Source organism: Streptomyces sp. NPDC054813 (assembly GCF_053611365.1).
Window position 1 is genome coordinate 197,984 of the sequence record NZ_JBSHAF010000016.1, and the last position, 23,812, is coordinate 221,795.

At 71.0% G+C, this 23,812-nt stretch carries 17 protein-coding genes; 6 read left to right on the plus strand and 11 right to left on the minus strand.

Annotation, left to right across the window (positions count from 1 at the left end; translation table 11 throughout):
• Window positions 1–6: 6 nt before the first annotated feature.
• The 7 genes from ACWGJB_RS30115 to ACWGJB_RS30145 all read right to left on the minus strand — a co-directional run bounded on the left by ACWGJB_RS30115 (window position 7) and on the right by ACWGJB_RS30145 (window position 9,931).
• Complete coding sequence (locus ACWGJB_RS30115; protein ID WP_453383200.1) at window positions 7–2,547, minus strand: ATP-binding protein; 2,541 nt, start codon at window positions 2,545–2,547, stop codon at window positions 7–9.
• Window position 2,548: 1 nt separating this feature from the next.
• Window positions 2,549–3,232, minus strand: coding sequence for a response regulator (locus tag ACWGJB_RS30120; RefSeq protein WP_453383201.1), 684 nt, complete (start codon window positions 3,230–3,232; stop codon window positions 2,549–2,551).
• Entirely contained in the window at window positions 3,232–3,900 is a 669-nt protein-coding gene (locus ACWGJB_RS30125; RefSeq protein ID WP_453383202.1) for a potassium-transporting ATPase subunit C, read from the minus strand. Before ACWGJB_RS30125 ends, ACWGJB_RS30120 begins: the two co-directional genes overlap by 1 nt.
• 5 nt (window positions 3,901–3,905) lie before the next feature.
• Window positions 3,906–5,999: a potassium-transporting ATPase subunit KdpB gene (gene kdpB / locus ACWGJB_RS30130; RefSeq protein WP_453383203.1), complete on the minus strand. Its 2,094-nt coding sequence runs from the start codon at window positions 5,997–5,999 to the stop codon at window positions 3,906–3,908.
• A gap of 29 nt (window positions 6,000–6,028) precedes the next feature.
• A complete protein-coding gene (gene kdpA, locus ACWGJB_RS30135; protein ID WP_453383204.1) occupies window positions 6,029–7,693 on the minus strand; it encodes a potassium-transporting ATPase subunit KdpA in 1,665 nt (554 codons plus the stop codon).
• Between the two features lie 7 nt (window positions 7,694–7,700).
• A complete protein-coding gene (kdpF, locus tag ACWGJB_RS30140; RefSeq protein ID WP_016434100.1) occupies window positions 7,701–7,790 on the minus strand; it encodes a K(+)-transporting ATPase subunit F in 90 nt (29 codons plus the stop codon).
• A gap of 299 nt (window positions 7,791–8,089) precedes the next feature.
• Window positions 8,090–9,931 (minus strand): APC family permease, encoded by a 1,842-nt coding sequence (locus ACWGJB_RS30145; protein ID WP_453383205.1) that lies wholly within the window; start codon window positions 9,929–9,931, stop codon window positions 8,090–8,092.
• A 321-nt stretch (window positions 9,932–10,252) separates the two neighbouring features.
• On the opposite strand from ACWGJB_RS30145, the gene ACWGJB_RS30150 reads away from it, so the two are divergent.
• On the plus strand, window positions 10,253–10,771 hold the full coding sequence (locus ACWGJB_RS30150) for a hypothetical protein (protein WP_453383206.1): 519 nt from the start codon (window positions 10,253–10,255) through the stop codon (window positions 10,769–10,771).
• A gap of 6 nt (window positions 10,772–10,777) precedes the next feature.
• Here the strand turns inward: ACWGJB_RS30150 and ACWGJB_RS30155 are convergent, their stop codons facing one another.
• From ACWGJB_RS30155 to ACWGJB_RS30165, 3 genes are all read right to left on the minus strand, one after another.
• Complete coding sequence (locus ACWGJB_RS30155; protein ID WP_453383207.1) at window positions 10,778–12,577, minus strand: NAD-binding protein; 1,800 nt, start codon at window positions 12,575–12,577, stop codon at window positions 10,778–10,780.
• 404 nt (window positions 12,578–12,981) lie between these two features.
• Window positions 12,982–13,314 carry a hypothetical protein gene (locus tag ACWGJB_RS30160; protein WP_453383208.1) on the minus strand — a complete coding sequence of 111 codons (333 nt, stop codon included), beginning with the start codon at window positions 13,312–13,314 and terminating at the stop codon, window positions 12,982–12,984.
• Window positions 13,311–15,809 carry an ATP-binding protein gene (locus tag ACWGJB_RS30165; RefSeq protein WP_453383209.1) on the minus strand — a complete coding sequence of 833 codons (2,499 nt, stop codon included), beginning with the start codon at window positions 15,807–15,809 and terminating at the stop codon, window positions 13,311–13,313. Before ACWGJB_RS30165 ends, ACWGJB_RS30160 begins: the two co-directional genes overlap by 4 nt.
• Before the next feature lie 182 nt (window positions 15,810–15,991).
• Here ACWGJB_RS30165 and ACWGJB_RS30170 point away from each other — a divergent pair, with 182 nt between their 5' ends.
• Window positions 15,992–17,551 carry a Na+/H+ antiporter gene (locus tag ACWGJB_RS30170; RefSeq protein ID WP_453383210.1) on the plus strand — a complete coding sequence of 520 codons (1,560 nt, stop codon included), beginning with the start codon at window positions 15,992–15,994 and terminating at the stop codon, window positions 17,549–17,551.
• 7 nt (window positions 17,552–17,558) lie between these two features.
• Here the strand turns inward: ACWGJB_RS30170 and ACWGJB_RS30175 are convergent, their stop codons facing one another.
• Entirely contained in the window at window positions 17,559–19,100 is a 1,542-nt protein-coding gene (locus ACWGJB_RS30175) for a hypothetical protein (RefSeq protein WP_453383211.1), read from the minus strand.
• Window positions 19,101–19,287: 187 nt separating this feature from the next.
• Between ACWGJB_RS30175 and ACWGJB_RS30180 the strand changes: the two genes are divergently transcribed.
• From ACWGJB_RS30180 to ACWGJB_RS30195, 4 genes are all read left to right on the plus strand, one after another.
• The gene (locus ACWGJB_RS30180) at window positions 19,288–19,527 is read left to right on the plus strand and encodes a hypothetical protein (protein ID WP_453383239.1); all 240 of its coding nucleotides are present in this window, start codon (window positions 19,288–19,290) and stop codon (window positions 19,525–19,527) included.
• Between the two features lie 361 nt (window positions 19,528–19,888).
• Window positions 19,889–20,698 carry an SDR family NAD(P)-dependent oxidoreductase gene (locus ACWGJB_RS30185; protein ID WP_453383212.1) on the plus strand — a complete coding sequence of 270 codons (810 nt, stop codon included), beginning with the start codon at window positions 19,889–19,891 and terminating at the stop codon, window positions 20,696–20,698.
• Between the two features lie 448 nt (window positions 20,699–21,146).
• A complete protein-coding gene (locus ACWGJB_RS30190) occupies window positions 21,147–23,102 on the plus strand; it encodes an APC family permease (RefSeq protein WP_453383213.1) in 1,956 nt (651 codons plus the stop codon).
• Window positions 23,103–23,217: 115 nt separating this feature from the next.
• Window positions 23,218–23,739, plus strand: a complete 522-nt coding sequence (locus ACWGJB_RS30195) for a hypothetical protein (protein WP_453383214.1) — start codon at window positions 23,218–23,220, stop codon at window positions 23,737–23,739.
• Window positions 23,740–23,812 lie beyond the last annotated feature (73 nt).

The following is a 23,812-nucleotide window of genomic DNA, read 5'->3' on the forward strand; positions in this document are numbered from 1 at the left end:
CGGACCCTACGACGTCACCGCGGTCGAGAGATCCGGCCGCTCCGGTCTCCGCCCCGGTGCCGGCGGCAGGCTCAGCACCATCGTGAGCCCCCCGCCCGGCGTGTCCTCGGCCGTGAGCGTGCCGCCCATCGCCTCGGCGAACCCCCGGGCCACGGCCAGACCGAGACCGACCCCGGCGCCGCGCGGCGAGTCGCCGTACCGCTGGAACGGCTCGAAGATGCGCTCCTTGGCCTCGTCCGGGACGCCGGGCCCGCGGTCCACGACCCGCACCTCCACCCGGTCGGCCATGGAACTGGCCCTCACCAGCACGGGGGTGTCCGCGGGGCTGTACTTGACGGCGTTCTCGACCACGTTGGCCACGACCCGCTCCAGCAGCCCCTTGTCGACGTGCACCATGGGCAGCGTCTCCGGGATGTCCAGCTCGACGCTGTCCTCGGGGACCCCGCCCAGCGCCATCGGCACCACCTCGTCCAGGTCGGCCTCGCGGACGATGGGCGTGACGGTGCCGGTCTGCAGACGGGTGATGTCGAGGAGGTTCCCCACGAGGTGGTCGAGCCGGTCGGCGCCCGCCTCTATGGCCTCCAGGAGCTCCCCCCGGTCCTGCTCGGACCACTCGACGTCGTCCGAACGCAGTGATGACACCGACGCCTTGATCCCGGCCAGCGGGGTGCGCAGATCGTGGCTGACGGCGGCGAGCAGCGCGGTACGGATCCGGTTGCCCTCCGCCAGCTCCTTGGCCTGGTCCGCCTCCAGCTGGAGCCGCTGCCGGTCGAGCACGACGACGGCCTGGGCGGCGAACGCGGCCAGCACCCGCCGGTCGGAGGCCGGCAGCACCCGCCCGGAAAGGGCGAGGGTCATGTGGTCGCCGACCGGCATGTCGACGTCCGCGTTCTCCGGTTTCTGACAGGGCCGAGGCCCGACGCTGCCGGCGCAGGTCCACGGCGCCACGTCGTCCGTCCGCTCCAGCAGCGCCACCGACTCCATGCCGAAGGTCTCCCGCACCCGCTCCAGGAGCGCCTCCAGGCTGGTCTCCCCTCTCAGCACGCTGCCGGCGAGGAAGGACAGGATCTCCGACTCGGCGCGCAGCCGGGTCGCCTGCTGGGTGCGCCGGGCCGCCAGGTCCACCACCGACGCCACCGACACCGCGACCCCGACGAAGATCGCTATGGCGACGATGTTCTTGGGGTCGGCGATCGTGAAGGTGTGCACGGGCGGCGTGAAGAACCAGTTGATCAGCAGAGAGCCGACGACCGCCGAGGTGAGCGCCGGGAGCAGTCCGCCGAGCAGGGCCGCGGCGACCGTCAGGGCGAGGTACAGCAGCATGTCGTTGGCCAGGCCCACCTCCGGTGCGACGCCGGTCAGCAGGCAGGTCAGCAGGACCGGTCCGAGCACGCCGGCCAGCCAGCCCCAGATGATCCGGGACCGGCCGAGCCGCGCCGAACGCGCCAGCGGGAGCCGCCCCTTGCCCGCCTCGTCGTGTGTGATGAGGTGGACGTCGAGATCGGGCCCCGACTCGCGGGCGACCGTGGCGCCGACGCCCGGCCCGAAGACGTACTGCCAGCTGCTGCGCCGGGAGACGCCGAGGACGATCTGGGTGGCGTTGACCCCGCGGGCGAAGTCGAGCAGGGCGCTCGGGACGTCGTCGCCGAGGACATGGTGGAAGGTGCCGCCGAGGTCCTCGACCAGGGTGCGCTGGACGGCGAGTTCCTTCGGGGAGGCGGAGGTGAGGCCGTCGCTGCGCGCTATGTAGACGGCCAGCACCTCACCGCCGGCGCCCTTCTCGGCCAGCCGGGCGGCCCGCCGGATCAGGGTCCGCCCCTCCGGGCCGCCGGTCAGGCCGACCACGATCCGCTCCCGGGAGCCCCAGATCTTCGAGACCTGGTGCTCGCTGCGGTACTCGTTGAGATACTCGTCGACCCGGTCCGCGACCCAGAGCAGCGCGAGTTCGCGCAGGGCGGTGAGATTTCCCGGCCGGAAGTAGTTCGAGAGAGCCGCGTCGACCTTGTCCGACTTGTAGATGTTGCCGTGCGCCATGCGCCGGCGCAGCGCCTGCGGTGACATGTCGACCAGCTCTATCTGGTCCGCGCGCCGTACCACCTCGTCGGGCACGGTCTCCTGCTGCCGTACCCCCGTGATGGACTCGACGACGTCACCGAGGGACTCCAGGTGCTGGATGTTGACGGTGGAGACAACGTCGATCCCGGCCGCCAGCAGCTCCTCGACGTCCTGCCAGCGCTTGGCGTTGCGGGAGCCGGGGATGTTGGTGTGCGGGAGTTCGTCGACCAGGGCGACCTGGGGGCGGCGCGCGAGGACGGCGTCGACGTCCATCTCGGTGAACACCGCACCCCGGTACTCCAGTTCCCTGCGCGGGATCTCCTCCAGGCCGTGCAGCATCACCTCGGTGCGCGGCCGCCCGTGGTGCTCGACGAACGCGACGACACAGTCGGTGCCCCGTTCGATCCTGCGGTGGGCCTCGGAGAGCATCGCGTAGGTCTTGCCCACGCCGGGAGCCGCGCCGAGGTAGATCCGAAGCCTGCCGCGTGCCATGTCATCCTTCGAAGCGGTAGCCCATGCCGGGCTCGGTGATCAGGTATCGGGGGTGGGACGGATCCGCCTCGAGCTTGCGGCGGAGCTGGGCCATATAGACCCGCAAGTAGTTGGTCTTGTTGCTCTGCGACACCCCCCACACCTCCTGCAGCAGGTGCTTCTGGGTGACGAGCCGGCCGGGGTTTGTGACCAGGATCTCCAGCAGATGCCACTCGGTGGGGGTGAGGCGTACGTCGTGGCCGGCCCGTACGGCCTTCTTGGCGAGCAGGTCGATGGTGAAGTCGGGCGTCTCCACCAGGGTGGTCTCGGGGGCGAGCGGGACCTCCTCGGTACGGCGGACCGCCGCCCGCAGCCGGGCGAGGAGTTCGTCCATGCTGAACGGCTTGGTGATGTAGTCGTCGGCGCCCGCGTCCAGCGCGGCGACCTTCTCGTCGGAGGCCTGCCGTGCCGACAGCACCAGGATCGGTACACGGGTCCAGCCGCGCAGCGCCTTGATGACGTCGACCCCGTCCATGTCGGGCAGTCCGAGGTCGAGCATCACCACGTCCGGCTGACGCGCGGCCGCCAGCCGGAGGGCCGTGGCGCCGTCGGGCGCCGCGTCCACTCCGTACTGGCGTGCCTGCATATTGATCACGAGTGCCCGTACGAGCTGTGGGTCGTCTTCCACGACCAGCACTCGGGTCATCAGCTGCCCTTGATCAGTTCCTTCAGCGCGATGTTGAGTTCGAGGACGTTCACCCGGGGCTCACCGATGAAGCCGAGGGTCCGGCCCGTGGTGTGGTCGTTCACCAGCTTCTCCACCTGGTCGACGGAGAGGTTGTTCTTCGCCGCGACGCGGTGGACCTGGAGCTCGGCGTAGACCGGGGAGATGTCCGGGTCCAGGCCGGAGCCCGAGGAGGTGACGGCGTCGGCCGGCACCTGGGCGGGCGTGACCGTGTAGCCGGGCACCGAGTTGTCCTTGACGACCGCGGCCTTGGCGTCCTTCACCTGCTGGATCAGCACCTTGTTGTCGGCGGCGAGGTTGGTCGCACCCGAAAGGATCAACGTGTACTTGGTGTTGATGCTGTTGCTGCCGAGCCCGTTGGCCGGACGGCCCTGGAACCACTGCAGGGCCGCGTCCGGGGTCTCCTGCCCCTTCTTCAGCGGCAGGTTGTACGACTGCCCGATCAGGGACGAGCCGACGACCTTGCCGTCCGCCTTGACCTCGGAGCCGTTCGCCTTGTTGCTGAACGCGGCCTGGGCGATGCCGGTGACGACCAGCGGGTAGATCACGCCCGTCACCAGGGTCAGCACGAGGAGGGCGCGCAGGCCCGCCCAGAGCAGCCGGGCGGTGTTGCTTACGGAGTTGTTCATGGCCTTCAGCCGATTCCGGGGATGAGGGAGATGAGCAGGTCGATGATCTTGATGCCGATGAAGGGCGCGATCAGGCCGCCGAGGCCGTAGATCCCGAGGTTGCGGCGGAGCATCTTGTCGGCGCTGACCGGCTTGTACTGGACGCCTCGCAGCGAGAGCGGCACCAGCGCGATGATGATCAGCGCGTTGAAGATGACCGCGGACAGGATCGCGGAGCTGGGCGAGGACAGGTGCATGATGTTGAGCTTGTCCAGGCCCGGGTAGACCACCGCGAACATGGCCGGGATGATCGCGAAGTACTTCGCGACGTCGTTGGCGATGGAGAACGTGGTCAGGGCACCGCGCGTGATCAGCAGCTGCTTGCCGATCTCGACGATCTCGATGAGCTTGGTCGGGTTGGAGTCGAGGTCGACCATGTTGCCGGCCTCCTTCGCGGCCGACGTACCCGTGTTCATCGCCACGCCGACGTCCGCCTGCGCGAGCGCGGGCGCGTCGTTGGTGCCGTCACCGGTCATCGCGACCAGCTTGCCGCCCGCCTGCTCCCGCTTGATGAGGGCCATCTTGTCCTCGGGGGTGGCCTCGGCGAGGAAGTCGTCGACGCCCGCCTCCTCGGCGATCGCCTTGGCGGTCAGCGGGTTGTCACCCGTGATCATGACGGTCTTGATGCCCATGCGGCGCAGTTCCTCGAACCGCTCCCGCATGCCCTCCTTGACGACGTCCTTGAGGTGGATGACGCCCAGGATCCGGGCGCCCTCGGCGTCCTCGACTGCGACGAGGAGCGGGGTGCCGCCGGCCTCGGAGATGCGGTTGGCGAGGGTGTCGGCGTCCTCGGCGACGGTGCCACCCTGCTCGCGGACCCAGGCGATGACCGAACCGGCCGCGCCCTTGCGGATCTTCCTGCCGTCGACGTCCACACCCGACATCCGGGTCTGGGCGGTGAAGGCGATCCACTCGGCGTGCGCCAGCTCGCCCTGGTGCCGCTCGCGCAGCCCGTACTTCTCCTTCGCCAGGACGACGATGGAGCGGCCCTCGGGGGTCTCGTCGGCCAGCGACGACAGCTGGGCCGCGTCGGCGACCTCGGCCTCGGTGACCCCGCGTACCGGCAGGAACTCGGAGGCCTGGCGGTTGCCGAGGGTGATGGTGCCGGTCTTGTCCAGCAGCAGCGTGGAGACGTCACCGGCGGCCTCGACCGCACGGCCCGACATGGCGAGCACGTTGCGCTGCACCAGGCGGTCCATGCCGGCGATGCCGATCGCGGAGAGCAGCGCGCCGATGGTGGTCGGGATGAGGCAGACCAGCAGGGCGACCAGCACGACCATCGTCAGGTGGGTGCCCGCGTAGTCCGCGAAGGGCGGGAGGGTGGCGACGGCCAGCAGGAAGACGATCGTCAGCGAGGCGAGCAGGATGTTCAGCGCGATCTCGTTCGGCGTCTTCTGCCGGGCCGCGCCCTCGACGAGGCTGATCATCCGGTCGATGAAGGTCTCGCCCGGCTTCGTCGTGATCTTGATGACGATCCGGTCCGACAGCACCTTGGTACCGCCCGTGACCGCGGACCGGTCACCGCCGGACTCGCGGATGACCGGAGCCGACTCACCGGTGATCGCCGACTCGTCGACCGACGCGACACCCTCGACGACGTCACCGTCACCCGGGATGATGTCGCCGGCCTCACAGACCACCAGGTCACCGATTTTCAGCTCGGTGCCGGGCACCTGCTCCTCGGTGTCACCGACCAGTCGCCGGGCGACGGTGTCGGTCTTGGCCTTGCGCAGGGTGTCGGCCTGGGCCTTGCCTCGGCCCTCGGCGACCGCCTCCGCGAGGTTCGCGAAGATCACGGTCAGCCACAGCCAGGCGCTGATGGTCCAGCCGAACCAGTCGCCCGGGTCCTTGAAGGAGAAGACCGTGGTCAGGATCGAGCCGACCCACACCACGAACATCACGGGCGACTTGATCATGACCCGCGGGTCGAGCTTGCGGCAGGCCTCGGGGAGGGACCTGATCAGCTGCTTGGGGTCGAACAGGCCCGCGCCGACGCGGCCTTCGGCGGGCTTGTGCCCGGTCGGCGCGTCCTGGTGGGGCGCAAGGGTGGGTGTGGACATGGTGTCCTCGTGGGCTTCCGTTCGGGTTTTCACGACGCCAGCCCCTCGGCCAGCGGGCCCAGCGCCAGGGCCGGGAAGTAGGTCAGACCGGTGATGATCAGGATCGCGCCGACGAGCAGGCCGGTGAAGAGCGGCTTCTCGGTGCGCAGGGTGCCGGCCGTGGCCGGGACGGGCTTCTGCTCGGCGAGCGAGCCGGCCAGCGCCAGCACGAACACCATCGGCAGGAAGCGGCCGAACAGCATCGCGAGTCCGGTCATGGTGTTGTACCAGTCGGTGTTCGCGTTCAGGCCGGCGAAGGCCGAACCGTTGTTGTTGGCCGCCGAGGTGAAGGCGTACAGCACCTCGGAGAAGCCGTGCGCTCCCGGGTTGAGCATGGAGTGCGGCGGGGTCGGCAGGGCCATGGAGGCCGCGGCGAACACGAGCGCCAGCGCCGGGGTGATCAGGATGTAGATCGCCGACAGCTTGATCTCGCGGGCGCCGATCTTCTTGCCCAGGTACTCGGGCGTGCGGCCGACCATCAGACCGGCGATGAACACCGCGATGATCGCCATGATCAGGATGCCGTAGAGGCCGGAGCCGGTACCGCCGGGGGCGATCTCGCCCAGCATCATGCTGAGCAGGGTGATACCGCCGCCCAGGCCGGTGAACGAGGAATGGAAGGAGTCCACCGCGCCGGTCGAGGTCAGGGTGGTCGACACCGCGAAGATCGACGAGGAGCCGACGCCGAAGCGGACCTCCTTGCCCTCGTACGCGCCGCCCGCGAGCTGGAGCGCCGGACCGTGGTGGGCGAACTCGGTCCACATCATCAGGACGGTGAAGCCGAGCCAGATGGTGCCCATGGTGGCGAGGATCGCGTAACCCTGCTTCACCGAGCCGACCATCACACCGAAGGTGCGGGTCAGGGAGAACGGGATCAGCAGGATCAGGAAGATCTCGAAGAGGTTGGTGAAGGGCGTCGGGTTCTCGAACGGGTGGGCGGAGTTGGCGTTGAAGTAACCGCCGCCGTTGGTCCCGAACTCCTTGATGGCCTCCTGGGAGGCGACCGCGCCGCCGTTCCACTGCTGGGAGCCGCCCATGAACTGGCCGACCTCGTGGATGCCGGAGAAGTTCTGGATGGCACCGCAGGCGACCAGGATGATCGCGGCGAGCACGGAGAACGGCACGAGGATGCGGATGACACCGCGCACCAGGTCGGACCAGAAGTTGCCGATCTCACCGGTGCGCGAGCGCGCGAACCCGCGCACCAGCGCCACGGCGACGGCGATGCCGACGGCCGCGGAGAGGAAGTTCTGCACGGCCAGACCGGCGGTCTGCACGACGTGACCCATGGTCTGCTCGCCGTAGTACGACTGCCAGTTCGTGTTGGTCACGAAGGAGACGGCCGTGTTGAACGACTGCGCCGGGTTGACCGAATCGAAGCCGAGCGAGCCGGGCAGGATGCCCTGGAGCCGCTGCAGCAGGTAGAGGAAGAGGACGCCGATGAAGGAGAAGGCGAGGACACCGCGCAGATAGGCGGGCCAGCGCATCTCGGTGTCGGGGTTGGCGCCGATGCCCTTGTAGATCCACTTCTCGACGCGCCAGTGCTTGTCGGAGGAGTAGACCTTGGCCATGTAGTTGCCGAAGGGGATGTAGCAGAGCGCCAGCGCGCCTATGAGCGCGACCAGCTGGAGCACGGCGGCGGTTACGGGACCCATGTCTGTCTCAGAACCTCTCCGGGAAGATCAGGGCGAGGACGAGATAGCCCAGCAGGGCGACGGCCACGACGAGGCCGACGATGTTCTCGGCGGTCACAGCTTGGTCACCCCCTTGGCGACAAGGGCCACCAGCGCGAAACCCGCGAGCACGGTGACGACGAAGGCCAGATCGGCCATCGTGAACTCCTGGATGAGATTCGGGAACGGACTTGGACTGTTAGAGGAAAGCGTCTTTCTGGCCGGATTCAGCCACCGTTGACGGGTCCCTTACGGCGGTGTTCGCCCCTTTGACGGGACTCTTACGCGGCCTCGACCAACCCGCGACCGGACAGCGCCATTCGGCCGCCGAAACCCCCCTGAACTGGGGGAACGCCGGCCTCGGGCGTATCAGGCGTATCAGGACAGGCGGAACCGCAGACGGCAGATCACCGCGTCGGTCTCCCGGCGCACGGCGTGCGCGACGACGGCGCCGCGCTGGTTCTGCAGCAGCCGCTGCCAGAGCCGCTCGGGCTCGGTCTCCGGGATCAGCACGGTCACCTGGGTGGCCGGCTCGGCGGCGGTCACCTCACGGACGTACGCGGCGATGGGACGGCCGAGGGTGCGCCGCTCACAGCTCAGCCTCACCAGCGGCACCCCGGGGTCCCACTCGGCCCAGGCGCGCTCCAGGGCGTGCAGCTGGGCCCGGTCCTCGAGGTCGGGATGGCAGACGGTCACGGCACGGACCTCGTCGCCGAGGGAGGCGGCCGCGGACAGGGCATGGGAGGTGAGCCCGGACAGGGACGACACCGGCACGATCACGACCGACCGCTCGCGGTGCGGCGGCTCGGGAATCCGCCCGAGCCCCAGCCGCTCACCGATCCGCCCGTAGGCACGGTGCACGGCGCCGAAGGCGGCGACGAGCAGCGGCAGCATCACGACGACAAGCCAGGCGCCGTCGGTGAACTTGCTGGCGGTGACGACGACGGTCGCGACACCGGTCAGGACCGCCCCGAAGCCGTTGAGCAGCGCCTTCCCCCGCCAACCGGGCCCGCGCTCCAGTCTCCAGTGCTTCACCATGCCCACCTGGGCGATGGTGAAGCCGACGAAGACACCGATGGCGAACAGCGGCACCAGCGTGTTGGTGTCGCCGCCGGAGAACACCAGCAGCGCGGCCGAGACCAGGGCCAGGGCGAGCACCCCGTGCCGGTGCACCTGTCGGTCGGCCTTGAGCGCGAAGACGTGCGGCAGGTAGTTGTCCCGGGCGAGCAGCTTGAGCAGCACCGGAAGTCCACCGAACGAGGTGTTGGCGGACAGGGCCAGCAGGATCATCGTGGCGAACTGGATGACGTAGAAGCCCCAGTTGTGGCCGAGCGAGGCGTCGGCGAGCTGGGCAAGTACGGTCACGCCCGCCACGGGCTGGAGGTGGAACCGGGAGATCAGCACCGAAAGCCCGATCAGCATCGCTCCCAGCACGGCCCCGAGGGCGACCTCGGCGTGCTGGGCCCGCTTGACGCGCGGCACCCGGAAGGAGGGCACGGCGTTGGCGATGGCCTCGACGCCGGTGAGCGCGGCACAACCGGAGGCGAAAGCTTTCAGCAGGAGCAGGGCGCCGATGGTGGAGGCGTTGTCGGCGAGGACGGAGGCGTGCCCGGCGGCGGTGACGGTACTCGCCGGCGACGACCGGAACAGCCCCACGATGATCAGCACGAAGATCGCCCCGACGAACACGACCGTCGGCACGATGAACGCCTTCGCCGATTCGACGATGCCGCGCAGGTTGACGCCCGTGATCAGCACCAGCACGGCCAGGCAGATCCACAGCCGGTGCGGGTAGAGGGCCGGGAAGGCGGACGTGAGCGCGGCGACACCGGCCGTGACCGCGACGGCGACGTTGAGGACGTAGTCGAGCACCAGGGACGCGGCGGCCACGAGACTGGTCCGGGCACCGAGATGCGTCCGGGCCACGGCGTACGACCCTCCCCCGTCCGGGAAGGCCGCGATGACCTGTCGGTACGAGGCGACGAGCACCCCCAGCAGGGCCGCGATGGCGAGGGTGACCGGCAGCGTGAAGCCGAGCCCGTGCGCACCGGCGGCGGCCAGCACCAGCACGATGGCCTCCGGTCCGTACGCCACCGACGCCATGGCGTCCAGCGACAGCGCGGCGAGGCCGGTGACGGCGGTGAGCCGGTGCCGCTCGTCGGTATCGGGCGGCTCCTCACCGGCGGGCACGGCGCCCGGTTCGGCGGTCAGTACGGACATGGGAGGGTGCTCCTTAACGAACGGGATATGCCTTCACGCGCGGTAGTACCGCGCGCGATGCGACTAGGTTCTGTCCCGTCCCGGCCAGGTCCGCCAATCCCTTGCGCGTTCTTCGCGCGGGAGGGTCCGACTTTGACGCCTTCTTGACAAGGTCGACTGCAGCGCGCCCCAAAGGGGCGCGGGGCTGTATCGATGTGCGGCTACCGCCGCGTGGGCGCGACCAGCCCCCACGGGGCCGCACGGACCCACGACCGTCAGTGTCCCATCAAAGACATGCCGCACCTGCTGACGCCGTGCTCCACCGCTCCCTACCTTCACCCCATGCAGCACGGCGAAGAAGCCCGTCCCGCCGAGGACCACCGCTGGTCCAAGGACCTCCACGCATCGGCCCGTTGCGCCGGCGCGCTCCTCGTCCTTCTCCTCCTGGTCGACTGGGCGGCGGCCTCCTTCACCTGGTGGCGCGCCGCCCTGTGGACCGCGCTCGCCCTGCTCCTCTTCGCCGCCCTCTGCCCCGCCAGGGTCCGCGTCGGCGACGGCTGGCTCACCTCCCGCCGGCTGCTGCGCACCCGCAGGGTCCGCACGGACCTCCTGGTCTCCGTCCGCTGCCTCGACGGCATCTCCCCCCGGCTGCTGCTCCGCGACGCCTTCGGTGAACGGTTGGCAATCGACCCTCAGGTTCTCGTCGCCAACCCCGACCTGTGGTTGCGCGTGGACGAGGGCGCCCGCAAGGCCGCCGCGGCCGGCACCCTCACGTGCGGTTCGATGGCGCTCAGCCGACTCGGCGAACAGGTCGAACGCGAGAGCGCCCGAGCCGTCTTCAAGGCGTCGGGGCTGGAGTAGGCCTTCTCAGCCCTGCCCCACCCCCGTCATCAGCACGTCGAGCCCTCGCCGAGTGGTCACCATCACCACCCGGTCCCCCGTGTGCAGTACCCGCCCCTGCGGCGGTCGCCAGTCGAAGGCCCCCGCCCGTCCGGCGGCGGGCCCCACCGCCAGTACCCGCCACTCCCGCCGCCGGAACGCCTGGTGCACCGACCGTCCCTCCAGCTCGGGATGCCCGGCCACATCCACGCAGGTGAACAGCAGCGACCCCCGCTCCACCGGCATCACCCCCAGCACATGACGTCCCATCATCGCCGCCGCGAACGACGGCGCGGCCAGTGCCGAAACGCTTCGGCTCCGGGTGAGCGCGTCCGGGTACGACGCGTGCAGGGTGCGCTGGACGGTCGCGGCGAAGTCGTCGTCGTACAGCCGGATCACCACCCGTACCTCGGGGTTGGCCTCGCGGACGGCCATGACGATGTCGAGGTTCTGGCCGTCGTCGCGGGTGAGGACGAGGAGCGAGCCGCTCTGCCGGACCCGGGCCAGGTCGAGTACGCCGGGTGCCGTGGCGTCCTCCAGGATCAGCGGGACGCCGAGTTCGCGGGCGAGGGTGACGCCACGGGCCTGCGGGTCCCGCTCGATGACCACGACCCGGTGGCCGGTGGTGCGTAACCGGTCCAGCACACGCATGCCCACCATCCCGAGGCCGACCAGGACGATGTGACCGCTGACGTCGTCCTCCGGCGGATGGCTCGCGGAGGCGGTACGGAACGCCTCCGTGGCGGTCATGGTCGCGGCGACGACGAGGGGCAGCACGGCCAGCCCGACGAAGCCCGCGAGGAGCTGGAGGATGCGGCGGGCCGGCGACTCCTCGGTGGCCGGATCGCCCATGGTGAAGATGTCCAGGAGGGGCAGATAGACGTTCTTCCACCAGGGGTGCTCATCGGCGAAGAGCGCGGTGGCAGTGGACAGGGCGACCACCACGGCCGCCAACGAGCCATAGACGGCCGCCAGTTGGTGGGAGAGGAAGACCCGCCACGGCAGATGGGAGAGCCGTGCCCGCACCCAACGCACCGGCTGGACGCGCCGGGCCCGCCGGGCCGGTGCGGCGGTGTGGTGGTGGGTGACCTCCTCGAGCATCAGCCTCCCGTGCGTGAACTGCCGGTGGTACGCCGTGTGGTCGTCCGGCAGCAGGTGGGTGCCGTCGTCGCCGGGTGTCTCCGCACTGTCCTGGCCGGCCGGGTCGTCCTCGTGGGCGCCGGAGAGCACCGCGAGGGTGGCCAGATCGGTGGCCCGCGACGGTGTGCCCGCGGGCCGTACGACCCCGCGGAAGACCCTGTCCTCGACCTGGAGAGTGTGGCCGTAACCCACGGCGGCCGCCGCGACCAGTTCGGGTACGGCGGTGTCGGCGTCGGAGAGCACGGTGGTGGAGGTGTCCGACGCCAGGGTGTCGGACAGGCCCGCCGCCCGGTCCAGGAGCCTTTCCAGATGGCTGCCGCGTTCCCTGTTGAACATCCGCACGACCAGCCGTACGGAGGGATTGATCGTGCGCGCGAGCAGGGCAGCCGTGAGGTTGACCTGGTCGTCGCGGTAGATCAGGGCAAGCGCGGCGGCCCGTTCGACACCGGCCGCGCGCAGGGTGGTCTCGTCCGGGCGGGCGGAGACATGCAGTCGGACGGCGGAGGCCGGGTCGCGGTGCAGGGCCGCTACCTGGGCGCCGCGCTCGTCGTCGGCGGACGGCAGGACGACGGTGACGGCCTCGCCGCACACGGCGTCCAGTTCGACGGCGAGCCGGTGCGCGAGTCCGTCGTCACCGCAGATCACCATGTGTCCGGTTCGCTCTCCGGATGCCGCTGGTACGAGCAGAGTTGACGTCACATCAGCCAGAACGGCAGAGGCGACGCGACCGGTTCCGGCCGGAACGCGACCTCCGTTCAAGAATTCGCCAAGAGCATGCCAACGTGCCGGTTGGGCCCGGGCCGGGGGCCCGGCCCCCCTGCGCTGGTCAGCCCGCGCTGACCGGCCCCGCCGTGTCCAGCGCCGCCCCCGTCTGGTCGGCCAGCGTCACCGCGACCAGCCGCGCCTGCAGCGGAGGCACCGGCCCGGATCCCGGCGTGAGCATGAACCGGCCGAGGTAGTGCCCGTTGCCGTACGGTCCTTGCCCAGCCGGGCCGGCTGTCCCAGCAGGGTGCCGTACTCGAAGCGGCAGCCGGACAGGCCGAGCAGGCCGGTCAGTTCGCCGCGCACGTGGTCGACGACGGCGTCGGCGGACTTGACGGACCGGACCAGGTCGGCGGTGGCGTGGATGCGGGCGAGGTAGCCCGCGTCGGTCTCTCCAGGTCCCAGGTCCGCCGTCCGACGGTGATCCCGCCGGCGGCCACGGCGACGACTACCACGACCAGGACCAGCGCCGCGTTGGTATGGGACAGGTCGGTGCGGAAGGGGACCAGGACGAGGGTGACCAGGAAGGGGAGGGCGAGGCCCGCGGCGAGCGCTGCCCCGTCCCTGGTGGGCACGGGCCACCTGAAGGTCGCGTGTGCCATACCGGCGGGTGTGCTGCTCATGAGGCACCTCCTACGCTCTGCGGCGTCCGGAAGGGTTGGGTCCGATCGGCCAGGGGCAGCGAGACGACCATGGTCAGTCCGCCGCCCGGGGTGTCCTCGGGGGTCAGGGTGCCGTCCATCGCCTCGGTGAGCCCGCGGGCGAGGGCGAGGCCGAGGCCGAGGCCGGTGGTGTTGTCGGTGTCGCCGAGCCGCTGGAAGGGCTCGAAGAGGCGGTCACGGCCGCCCGCGGGCAGGCCGGGGCCCCGGTCGATGATCCGGAGTTCGGCGCGCCCGGCCAGCGCGCTCGCCGTCACCAGCACCCGCTTGCCGGGCGGGCTGTAGCGGGCCGCGTTGCCGACCAGGTTGGCGATCACACGCTCCAGCAGCGGCGGGTCGGCCAGCAGCGGTGGCATGTTCTCCGGCTCGCCGTGCACGTCGACCGTCGGCGTGTCCGCGAGGGCCGCCGGGAGCACCTCCTCCAGGGCGGTGGCCCGGAGGTTGAGGGTGAGGACGCCGGCCTCCAGACGGCTGAGGTCGAGGAGGTTGTCGATCAGCCGGCTCAGCCGGGCCATGGACTCCTCGGCGGTGGCGAGGAGTTCGTCCCGGTCCTCGGGGGAGAACTCCACCTCGCGGCTGCGCAGCGAGGTGACCGCCGCCCAGCCGGCCGCGAGCGGGGTGCGCAGGTCGTGGCCGACGGCCCGCAGCAGCGCGGTGCGCATGCGGTCGGCGGCGCGTACCGGTTCGACCTCGGCCGCGGCCTGCGCGAGCCGGGCCCTCTCCACCGCCGAGCCGACGTGCGCGGCGAAGGCGCCGAGCACCCGCCGCTCGGAGGCGGAGGGGGTACGACCGCGCAGGACCAGGTAGTTGCCGGGGCCGGCCGGCACGGTGGTGACGTCGGCACCGTCGGGCGGCTCGTCGACGAGCACGGCGGAATCCATGCCGAAGGTCTCGCGGGTGCGTTCCAGCAGGGCCGGGATGGTCTGGCCGCCGCGCACGATGCTCCCGGCCAGCGACGACATGGTCTCCGCCTCCGCGGCGGCCCGGGCCGCGCGCCGGGACAGCCGCAGCGAGCGGTCTACGACCCCGGCGACGGTGGCGGCCACGACCGCGAACACCCCGAGCGCCAGCAGGGCGTTGGGATCGTCGAGGGTGAACTGGCCGACGGGCGGTATGAACCAGTAGTTGAGCAGCAGGGACGCGGTGACGGAGGCGATCACGGCGGAGGTGACCCCGCCTATGCAGGCCACGCCGACCACCGCGAGCAGGAAGAGCAGGGCCTCGCTGGTCAGGTTGACGGTGCCGCGGACCTGGGCGAGGGCGCTGGTCAGCAGCACCGGGAGCACCAGCCCCGCCACCGGTCCCGCGATCAGGCGGCGGGGGGAGAGCGTACGGCGCCGGGAGGGCAGCAGCGTGCCGCGGCCGGCGCGCTCATGGGTGACCCGATGGACGTCGATGTCACCGGAGAGCGCGGTGACGATCTCCCCCGTTCCCGGTCCGGTGAGGAAGCGTTCGAGGCGGCCCCGGCGGCTGGTGCCGAGGACGAGCTGGGTGGCGTTCTCGGCGCGGGCGAACTCGACCAGGGCGGCGGCCACGTCGTCGCCGACCACCGAGTGGTAACTGCCGCCGAGGTCCTCGACCAGCCGGCGCTGCCGGGCCAGCGAGGCGTGCGAGACACCGGCGGCCAGGCCGTCGCTGCGGGCCACGTGCACGGCGAGCAGGTCGCCGCCCGCCGACCGGTCGGCGATGCGGGCGGCCCGTCGTACCAGCGTGTCGCCCTCCGGACCGCCGGTCAGCGCGACCACCACCCGCTCCCGGGTCTCCCACACCCCGCCGATGGCGTGCTCGGCGCGGTAGGACTGGAGCGCCTCGTCGACGCGGTCGGCGACCCAGAGGAGGGCCAGCTGGCGCAGGGCGGTGAGGTTGCCGGGGCGGAAGTAGTTGGCGAGGGCCGCGTCGACCTTCTCGGGGGCGTAGATGTTGCCGTGCGCCATGCGCCGGCGCAGGCCCTCCGGCGGGATGTCCACGAACTCGATCTGCTCGGCCCGCCGGACGACCTCGTCGGGCACCGTCTCGTGCTGCGGCACCCCGGTGATCTTCTCGACGACGTCCTTGAGGGATTCCAGGTGCTGGATGTTGACGGCGGTGATCACGTCTATGCCGGCCGCGAGCAGGTCCTCGACGTCCTGCCAGCGTTTGGGGTGCCGGCCTCCGCCAGGGATGTTGGTGTGGGCGAACTCGTCGACGATCGTCACCTTCGGGCGGCGCGCCAGCACGGCCGCGACGTCCATCTCCTCGAACTCACCGCCCCGGTAGTCGCAGCGCAGGCGTGCCACGACCTCCAGGCCGTCGATCATGGTCTCGGTCCGGGGGCGCCCGTGGAACTCCACGAACCCCACCACCACGTCCGCGCCCCGGGACGCGTGGCGCTGAGCCTCGTCGAGCATGCGGTAGGTCTTGCCGACCCCTGGGGCGGCCCCGAGGTAGACCTTCAGTCGTCCGCGCGGTACGTCGTTCATCACCTCAAAGAGAAGCGCTGCGCAGGGCCCGTGATCGGCTTCTTGACGCGTCTCTGGCGCCACTGACGAGGACGTTGACACTGTCTTGACGGCTGCGCTCCGGGATAGGGTGAAGGCGGTGTGCCGGGAAGTCTGGTCGGCGGGGAGTCACAGTGGCTCCTGTACAGCCCCAGGGGGACGGCATGCGCAGTGTGGGTACGGTTCTTTCACTCGTGGTACTGGCCACGGTGGTGGCGACCTTCGCCCGCCGGTGGCGGATTCCCGCCCCCTCCCTCCTGGTGGTCGCGGGCCTTGCCGTGGCCCTGCTGCCGGGCACCCCGACGATCCAGATCAGCCCGGACGTCATCGGCCTGGTCGTCCTGCCGCCGCTGCTCTACGCCAGCGCGGAGGAATTGTCCTGGCGCGAGCTGCGTGCGGTCTGGAAGCCGGTCGGGGTGCTCGCGGTGGGCCTGGTGCTGGCCTCCGCCGCGGCCGTCGGCATGGTCGCCTCCATGGTCACCCCGCTGTCCTGGCAGATGGCGCTGGTCCTCGGCGCGATCCTGGCCAGCACCGACCCGGTCGCGGTGACCGCGCTCGGCCGCCGGCTCGCGCTGCCGCCGAAGGTGCAGATGCTGGTCCAGGCGGAGAGCCTCTTCAACGACGCGACCTCCCTGGTGCTCTACCGGGTCGCGGTGAGCGTCGCGGTGGCATCGGCGGCGGCGAGCTGGGGGGCGGCGGGCGGCGAGTTCCTGGTGCTGGCGGGCGGCGGCACCCTGATCGGCGCGGTCCTGGCCGGTGTCGTCGCACTGATCCGGCGGCGCACCGAGGACCCGGTCCTGGAGACGGTGATCTCCCTGGTCACCCCGTACGCGGCCTACGTCCTCGCGGAGGCGGCCCACACCTCCGGGGTGACCTCGGTGGTCGTGGCGGGCGTGGTTCTGGGCGGACGTGGCGACCGGCTCACCAACGCCCGCATAAGGCTCCAGCTGCACGCCGTCTACGGCACGGTGGTCTTCCTGCTGGAGAGCGTGGTCTTCAGCCTGATAGGGCTGGCACTGCCAGCCCAGGTGCGGGCGCTGTCCGACGGGGACAGGGCGTGGCCGCTGTACGCGCTGGCGGTGGCCGGCACGCTGATCGCGGTACGGCTGCTGTGGCTGGCGCCGCTGTCGGCGGTGGTGCAGCGCAAGGGCGGCATCCAGCGGCCGAACTGGCGGGTGCCGGTGGTGCTCACCTGGGCCGGCACCCGGGGTGTGGTGCCGCTGGCGGCCGCGCTGTCGATCCCGGTGGTGGCGAAGGACGGCTCGCCCCTCACCGAGCGCCCGCTGGTCCTGGTCCTGACCACCTCGGTCGTCGTGGTCACCCTCGTCGTGCAGGGCTTCTCCCTGGCCTCCGTCGTGCGCCGCTCCGGCATAGCCCTGGAGCCCGACCACACCGAGCGCGAGGAGGCCGCCGCCCGCTGCCGGCTGGCCGACGCGGGCATCCGCCGCCTGGAGGAGCTGTCCGAGCTGGAGGCCGTGCCCGAGGTGGTCCTCGACCGGCTCCGGCGTGGCCTCAACGCCCGCCTCGACGACGCCCGGGACCGCCTCGCCGAGAGCACGGTCGAGTCCGCCGACCTGGTCTACCGGCAGTTGCGCCGCGACCTGATAGCGGTGGAGGCGGCGGAGCTGCGGCGGCTGTACGACGAGCACACGATCAGCGACACCACCCGAAGACGACTCCAGCGGTCCCTGGACCTGGAGGAGGCTCGGCTGGCGGACGCGTGACGTCCCGTCACCGGAACTCCGCCAGCCGGGGCCGCAGCCCCAGCCCGGTCAGCCCCACGGCCAGCAGCAACAGCGCGCAGGCCCAGGGAAGCCGGCCGGTCAGCTCGGCGCGGCCCGCCGCCACGGACGAGGTGAAGTGGGCGCGGTTGATGTCGGTCACCTGGTCCAGTGCGGTCATCCACGCGCCGAAGTGCGCGTTGGACGTGCCTGCCTCCCAGCCCATGCAGAACTCCACCGCCTGCCGTTCCTCGCCGGCGGCGAGCAGCGCGCGGATCTTCCGGTCGTCCTGCTCGTAGACGGCGTACGCGTCGACCGTCTTCTCGGCCGCGGCCCGCTCCCCGGGGAAGGTGATGTTGTCCAGTTCGCGCCGGAACTCGCCGGTGAAGCGCAGGTCGGTGGCATCGGCGCGGTAGTCCTGCCAGGTGGACGCGAGTCCGGCGTCGTACGTCGACAGTGTGGCGCCCTCGATGTCGTACAGCTCCTGGGACCTGGCGAGGAAGGAGTCCGCGTACCGGCTGCGGCGCTGCGGGTCGAGGAGGTAGCGGCTCTCGTCGGCGTTGGCGTCGTAGGCGATCGCGCGGGCGCGGGAGAGGGCGACGACGGAGTCGAAGGCGTCGTGCCGGGCCACCTTCAGATGCGTGGCCGAGGAGGAGAGGAGTTGGGCGCCGAGGACGACGGCGGCCAGGGCGCACACGGTGGCGGCCAGGAGGGCGGGGTTGAGGATCCGGCGGAAGCGGCGGGCCAGGTACCACTGCACGACGCCGAGGACGGCCAGGAGCAGCAGACCGAGGACGAGGACCGCGACGAGCTGGGCGGACAGTGCCGAACGGGCCGCCGCGTACCGGGAGTCGAAGGCCGTGTCGTTGGAGGAGACCAGCTTGCGCGCGTCCGGCAGGAGGCTGTCGCGCAGCAGGTCGGTGGCGTCGCGGTAGTCGGCGATCGCGTCCGGTTTGCCGCCGGCCCGGCGGTCGTTCTCCAGGGCCCGGCCGATGAGTTCCTGGTACTCGGCGAAGTTGTCGGTGATCGACTCGACGGTCTTCTCGTCGGTCCGGTCCCCCTGGGCGGCTGCCGCGAGGGTGCGCAGGTCGTGTCCGATCTCGCGGCGGGCGTCGCCGTACAGGGTGACGGCCTTGGCGTGCGGGGTGACCAGCTCGCCCGTCCCGCCGTTCCCGCTGGACAGCAGGATGTTGGCGGCCTGGGCGTCCATGTCGTTGAGGGCCAGGTCGAGGTCGGCGGCGCTGGTGGTGCGGGGCGCGTCACGGCCGGCCACGTCGTCCCAGGTGCCGTTCGCGGCCAGTCCGGCGACGAGGAGCAGGATCCCCAGGGCGACGGCGAGCAGGACCGTGGCCGCGCGCAGAAGGCGCAGCCGGGCCGGCACGGTCGACCGGAAACGGCGGCGCAGAGCGGCCCGCGCGGCCACGCTCCGCCGGCCCGGGCGCCGCTTCCGCGGCCCCCGGGCCGGTACGGGTGGCGGGACGACCATGGCCTGCCGTGGCTCTTCGACAGCCTCCTTCGGAGGTCTGTGTGCTGTGCCGGCCGTGATGGTCACGGTCCCCTCCCAGGTACCCGCCATGGACGGTTTCCCGTCCCCCGTACCGATCGAGTCTGCGACCGGATCCGGCCAGGAACGGGCGGCCTTGATGCGCCCCTGACGACCCTTCAGGCAGCTTTGACGGGACCTTGACGGCGTACTCGCAGCGCCCGTACGGGATCCGCAAATTCCGCGCTGAGCAGGCGTGATCGGCACCCGCCCAGGGATAGATTCACGGTCGGCCGCCCGAGGAGGCCGCGGGCGTCAGCGGCCTCACGGCGCGCTGATCCCGCTCGCGCTGCGCGGAGTCCGCTACACGCCCTCGTCGGCGCACGACCTGCTGCGCCGCAACCTGCTGGTGTACGGGCTCGGCGGGCTGGTGCTGCCGTTCGCGGGCATCAAGCTGATCGACCTTGTGATCTCGGCGGTGCCCGGGCTCGGGTGAGCCTCGCCCGTTCGGCCGAACAGGCCGTCAAAGACCCGTATGCGCACGTCAGAGGCGTGTCAGAGAACGGCACTGCGGCTTGTCCGGGATCTGCGGAACCGCTTGCATGGAACCCGTGAACAGCGCCTGGCTCCTCTTCGACCGGCCGCCGAGTACCGCTTGGCCGTCCCGTCGTCTGCCGCGCTGCCCGGAAGCCCTCGCGTCCCGCTGACGCGGCTTCCGTGCCCCACGGGGCGCCGGCCCGCGCCCTCTCGCCATGGGACCTGACCCGGTCCGGCGCCCCCTCTTTCCTTCCTTACACCCCGCACGCCCGCCGCCCCGCCGGGGACCGTGCCGCGTGCCCGCACCCCCGGATGGGATCATGCCCGAGTCCACCTTTTCGTCCCGTACCGTCCTGGTCACCGGAGCCACCTCCGGCATCGGCCTGGAGACCGCCCGGCTGCTCGCCGAGCGGGGCGCCACCGTGCTGCTGCACGGCCGCAGTGCCGAGGAGGCGCGCGCCGCCGCCGACCGGCTCGTCGCGACCGCCGGGATCGACGCCGACCGGCTGTGCACCTACGCCGCCGACTTCGCGCGTCTCGACGATGTCGAGAGCCTCGCCCACAAGGTGGTCACCGAGCACCCGCACCTGGACGTCCTCGTCAACAACGCGGGCATCGCCGCACCCGAGCGGCACACGGTGACCGCCGACGGCAACGAGATCGCCTTCCAGGTCAACTTCCTCGCCCACTACCTGCTCACCTGTCTGCTGGAACCGTCCCTCACCAGCGACCCCGGCGGCCGCGTGGTCAACGTCTCCTCCGCCCTGCACCGCACGGCGTCCATCCAGTGGTCCGACCCGAACCGCGCCCGCCGCTACTCCCGGCTCGCCGCCTACGCCCAGTCGCAGCTGGCGCTCACGGTGTTCGCGGCCGACCCGCGCGTCACCGCCGTCTCCGTGCACCCGGGTGCCTGCGACACCGCGCTGCTCCCGCTCTACGCCCACGAGGGCGGGACGGCTACCGAGGGCGCCGCACACGTGGTCCGGCTCTGCGACCCGGCCGTCGAGATCGTCAACGGCGCCTACTACGACCGCGACGCCCGCATCGAACCGGCCCCGGCGGCGACGGACGACCGCACGGTCAGGCGGCTCAACAGGCTCGCCGACCTGCTGGTCGGCCGCGCCGCTTGAACGCTCCATTTCCGGAAGGGAGTTGACACACATGTCCAAGCGAGCCCGCAAGAAGAGGGCCCGTCGCGGGAAGAAGGCCAACCACGGCACCAAGGCCGGTCAGGGCTAGCGCCGCCGCCGATACGGCCGGGGCCGGGGACACTCCCGTGTCCCCGGCCTCCGTGCGTCAGGCCCCTCCCACTCCTGAGGGATAACGCTCGGTGTCCGGCCCCGCGCACCCGCCCGCCGTCCCCCGTACAGCCGAACGCCCCGTTACGGCCTACCGGCACCCTCTTTTTGATGCTGCACCGCCGCCTGCCAGGCGATTCTTAACGCAAGTTTGACGCCCAGCGCCCGCTGATCCGTGGGCCCACGCGTCACTCTCTGCATACGCTGGTGCCGCCGTCCGCGTGATGGCCGGAATCGAACTGCCCCGCACTCAGCGCGCCGGACACCAGGAGCCCGACCGATGGCCACGACCGAACACCCCCCTCCCAGTCGCCTGCGCGCCTGGATGCTGGAGGGGCTGTCCGACATGGGCAAGAGCGGCGGCCACACCGGGCCCCACGCGCAGCCCGAACCCGCGCACAAGGGCCAGCGCTGGTGGCGGGTGATGTGCCTGACCGGTGTGGACTACTTCTCGACCCTCGGTTACCAGCCCGGCATCGCGGCCCTCGCGGCCGGACTGCTGTCGCCGATCGCGACCATCGTGCTGGTCATCGTCACCCTGGCCGGCGCCCTGCCGGTCTACCGGCGCGTCGCCGAGGAGAGCCCGCACGGCGAGGGCTCCATCGCCATGCTGGAGCGGCTGCTCTCCTTCTGGCAGGGCAAGCTCTTCGTACTGACCCTGCTCGGCTTCGCCGCCACCGACTTCCTGATCACCATCACCCTGTCGGCCGCCGACGCCTCCACCCACCTGGTCGAGAATCCGCATCTGACCGATTTTCTGCAGGGCAAGCAGATGATCATCACGCTGATCCTGGTGGCCCTGCTCGGCGCGGTCTTCCTCAAGGGCTTCCTGGAGGCGATCGGCGTCGCGGTCGCCCTGGTCGGCGTCTATCTCGCGCTCAACGTCGTCGTCGTGATCGTCGGCTTCTACCACGTCATCACCGCCGAGCATGTCATCACCGACTGGACCAGCGCCCTGACCGCGGAACACGGCAACGTCTTCGTCATGATCGGTGTGTCCCTGATCGTCTTCCCGAAGCTCGCCCTGGGCCTCTCCGGCTTCGAGACCGGCGTCGCGGTCATGCCGCACGTCGAGGGCGACGCCAGCGACACCGAGCAGCAGCCCACCGGCCGGATCCGGGACACCAAGAAGCTGCTCACCACGGCCGCCCTGATCATGAGCTGCTTCCTGATCGCGACCAGCTTCATCACCACGCTGCTGATCCCGGAGCAGGAGTTCAAGTCCGGCGGCGACGCCAACGGCCGTGCGCTGGCCTACCTCGCGCACGAGTACCTCGGCAACGCCTTCGGCACGGTGTACGACGTCTCGACCATCTGCATCCTGTGGTTCGCCGGTGCCTCCGCGATGGCCGGCCTGCTCAACCTGATGCCGCGCTACCTGCCCCGCTACGGCATGGCCCCGCACTGGGCGCGCGCCGTCCGCCCGATGGTCATCGTCTTCACCCTGATCGCTTTCCTGGTGACCTGGATCTTCGACGCCTCCGTCGACGCGCAGGGCGGCGCCTACGCCACCGGTGTGCTGGTGCTGATCAGCTCCGCGGCGATCGCCGTGACCATCGCCGCCCGCAAGGCCGGGCAGCGCAACTGGGCCATCGGCTTCGGGGTCATCTCGGCGGTGTTCCTCTACACCACGGTCGTCAACGTCATCGAGCGCCCGGACGGTGTGAAGATCGGTGCCTGCTTCATCGTCGGCATCATCCTGGTCTCGCTGCTGTCCCGGCTGGCCCGCGCCTTCGAGCTGCGCGTGACGAGTGTGACGCTCGACGACATGGCGGAACGGTTCATCAGAGACATGGCCAGCCGCAAGATGCGGTTCATCGCCAATGAGCCGGACGCCCGCGACAAGGCCGAGTACCGCGACAAGATCGAGCAGATCCGGGCCGACAACGACATGCCCGAGCAGGAGGACTTCGTCTTCGTCGAGGTCACGGTCACCGACCCCTCCGAGTTCGAGGCGGGCCTGACCGTGCGCGGCGAGGTCCTGCACAACCGCTACCGCGTCCTGACCCTGGAGTCGGCCTCCATCCCCAACGCCCTGGCCGCGCTGCTGCTGCACGTCCGTGACGACACCGGCTGCATCCCGCACATCTACTTCGAGTGGACCGAGGGCAATCCGTTCGCCAACTTCCTGCGCTTCTTCCTCTTCGGCCAGGGCGAGGTCGCCCCGGTCACCCGGGAGGTACTGCGCGAGGCGGAACCGGACCGCGACCGACGGCCACGCGTCCACACGGGCTGACCACTCACGCCGAAGAGACCCCCGCCGTAAGGATCCCGTCAATAACCGCTCGGTCCGTATAAGAACCCCGTCAGGCGCCGTCCCCGAGCGCCCACCGGCCCCTACCGTCGGCCTCATGGAGGACAGAAGACGAGGGGGCCGGGCAGCCGGTGACCGCACCTGGCGCGGCAGCGCACGCCTGGCCGTCGGCTGTGCCCTCGGCTTCGGCGGCCTGACGCTCCTGGTGGACTGGGACGCCGGCACCCTCAGCCCGGTCCGCGCCCTGCTCTGGGTCACCCTGTCGGCGGCCATCCTCGTCATGCTGCTGCCGGCCCGGGTCACGGCGGGCCCCGGCTGGCTGGCCGTTCGCGGGCCCCTGCGCCGGCGTACCGTCCGTACCGACTCCCTCGTCTACGTCGGCCGGTACGGCGACGTCTCCGCCCATCTGGTGCTCCGTGACACCGCCGGCAACCGGCTGGAGCTCGACCCGAACGTCCTGCACGCGAATCCGCTGCTCTGGCACGAACTGGACACCGGCGTCCGTCGCTCCGTGGCCCGCGGCACCCTGCGCCGGGGCACCGAGGTGCTCACCCAGCTCGGCCACCAGATCGACGACACCAACGCGCGCGCGGTCCTCAAGGCATCCGGCCTGACCTGACCACCACCGGGCGCGGGAGCATCGTGGCGGGTAGAGCAGTTCCGCGCGCCCCTTCGGGCCGGACCACTGCCAC

Bases quoted from the DNA above. Each gene is read 5' to 3' on its own strand.
- ACWGJB_RS30190 (WP_453383213.1), top strand. From the start codon at position 21,147: ATGGCCACGACCGAACACCCCCCTCCCAGTCGCCTGCGCGCCTGGATG.
- kdpA (WP_453383204.1), bottom strand. From the start codon at position 7,693: ATGGGTCCCGTAACCGCCGCCGTGCTCCAGCTGGTCGCGCTCATAGGC.
- ACWGJB_RS30150 (WP_453383206.1), top strand. From the start codon at position 10,253: ATGCAGCACGGCGAAGAAGCCCGTCCCGCCGAGGACCACCGCTGGTCC.
- ACWGJB_RS30195 (WP_453383214.1), top strand. From the start codon at position 23,218: ATGGAGGACAGAAGACGAGGGGGCCGGGCAGCCGGTGACCGCACCTGG.
- kdpB (WP_453383203.1), bottom strand. From the start codon at position 5,999: ATGTCCACACCCACCCTTGCGCCCCACCAGGACGCGCCGACCGGGCAC.
- ACWGJB_RS30120 (WP_453383201.1), bottom strand. From the start codon at position 3,232: ATGACCCGAGTGCTGGTCGTGGAAGACGACCCACAGCTCGTACGGGCA.
- ACWGJB_RS30115 (WP_453383200.1), bottom strand. From the start codon at position 2,547: ATGGCACGCGGCAGGCTTCGGATCTACCTCGGCGCGGCTCCCGGCGTG.
- ACWGJB_RS30185 (WP_453383212.1), top strand. From the start codon at position 19,889: ATGCCCGAGTCCACCTTTTCGTCCCGTACCGTCCTGGTCACCGGAGCC.
- ACWGJB_RS30155 (WP_453383207.1), bottom strand. From the start codon at position 12,577: ATGGTGATCTGCGGTGACGACGGACTCGCGCACCGGCTCGCCGTCGAA.
- ACWGJB_RS30125 (WP_453383202.1), bottom strand. From the start codon at position 3,900: ATGAACAACTCCGTAAGCAACACCGCCCGGCTGCTCTGGGCGGGCCTG.
- ACWGJB_RS30170 (WP_453383210.1), top strand. From the start codon at position 15,992: ATGCGCAGTGTGGGTACGGTTCTTTCACTCGTGGTACTGGCCACGGTG.
- ACWGJB_RS30160 (WP_453383208.1), bottom strand. From the start codon at position 13,314: ATGAGCAGCACACCCGCCGGTATGGCACACGCGACCTTCAGGTGGCCC.
- ACWGJB_RS30165 (WP_453383209.1), bottom strand. From the start codon at position 15,809: ATGAACGACGTACCGCGCGGACGACTGAAGGTCTACCTCGGGGCCGCC.
- ACWGJB_RS30145 (WP_453383205.1), bottom strand. From the start codon at position 9,931: ATGTCCGTACTGACCGCCGAACCGGGCGCCGTGCCCGCCGGTGAGGAG.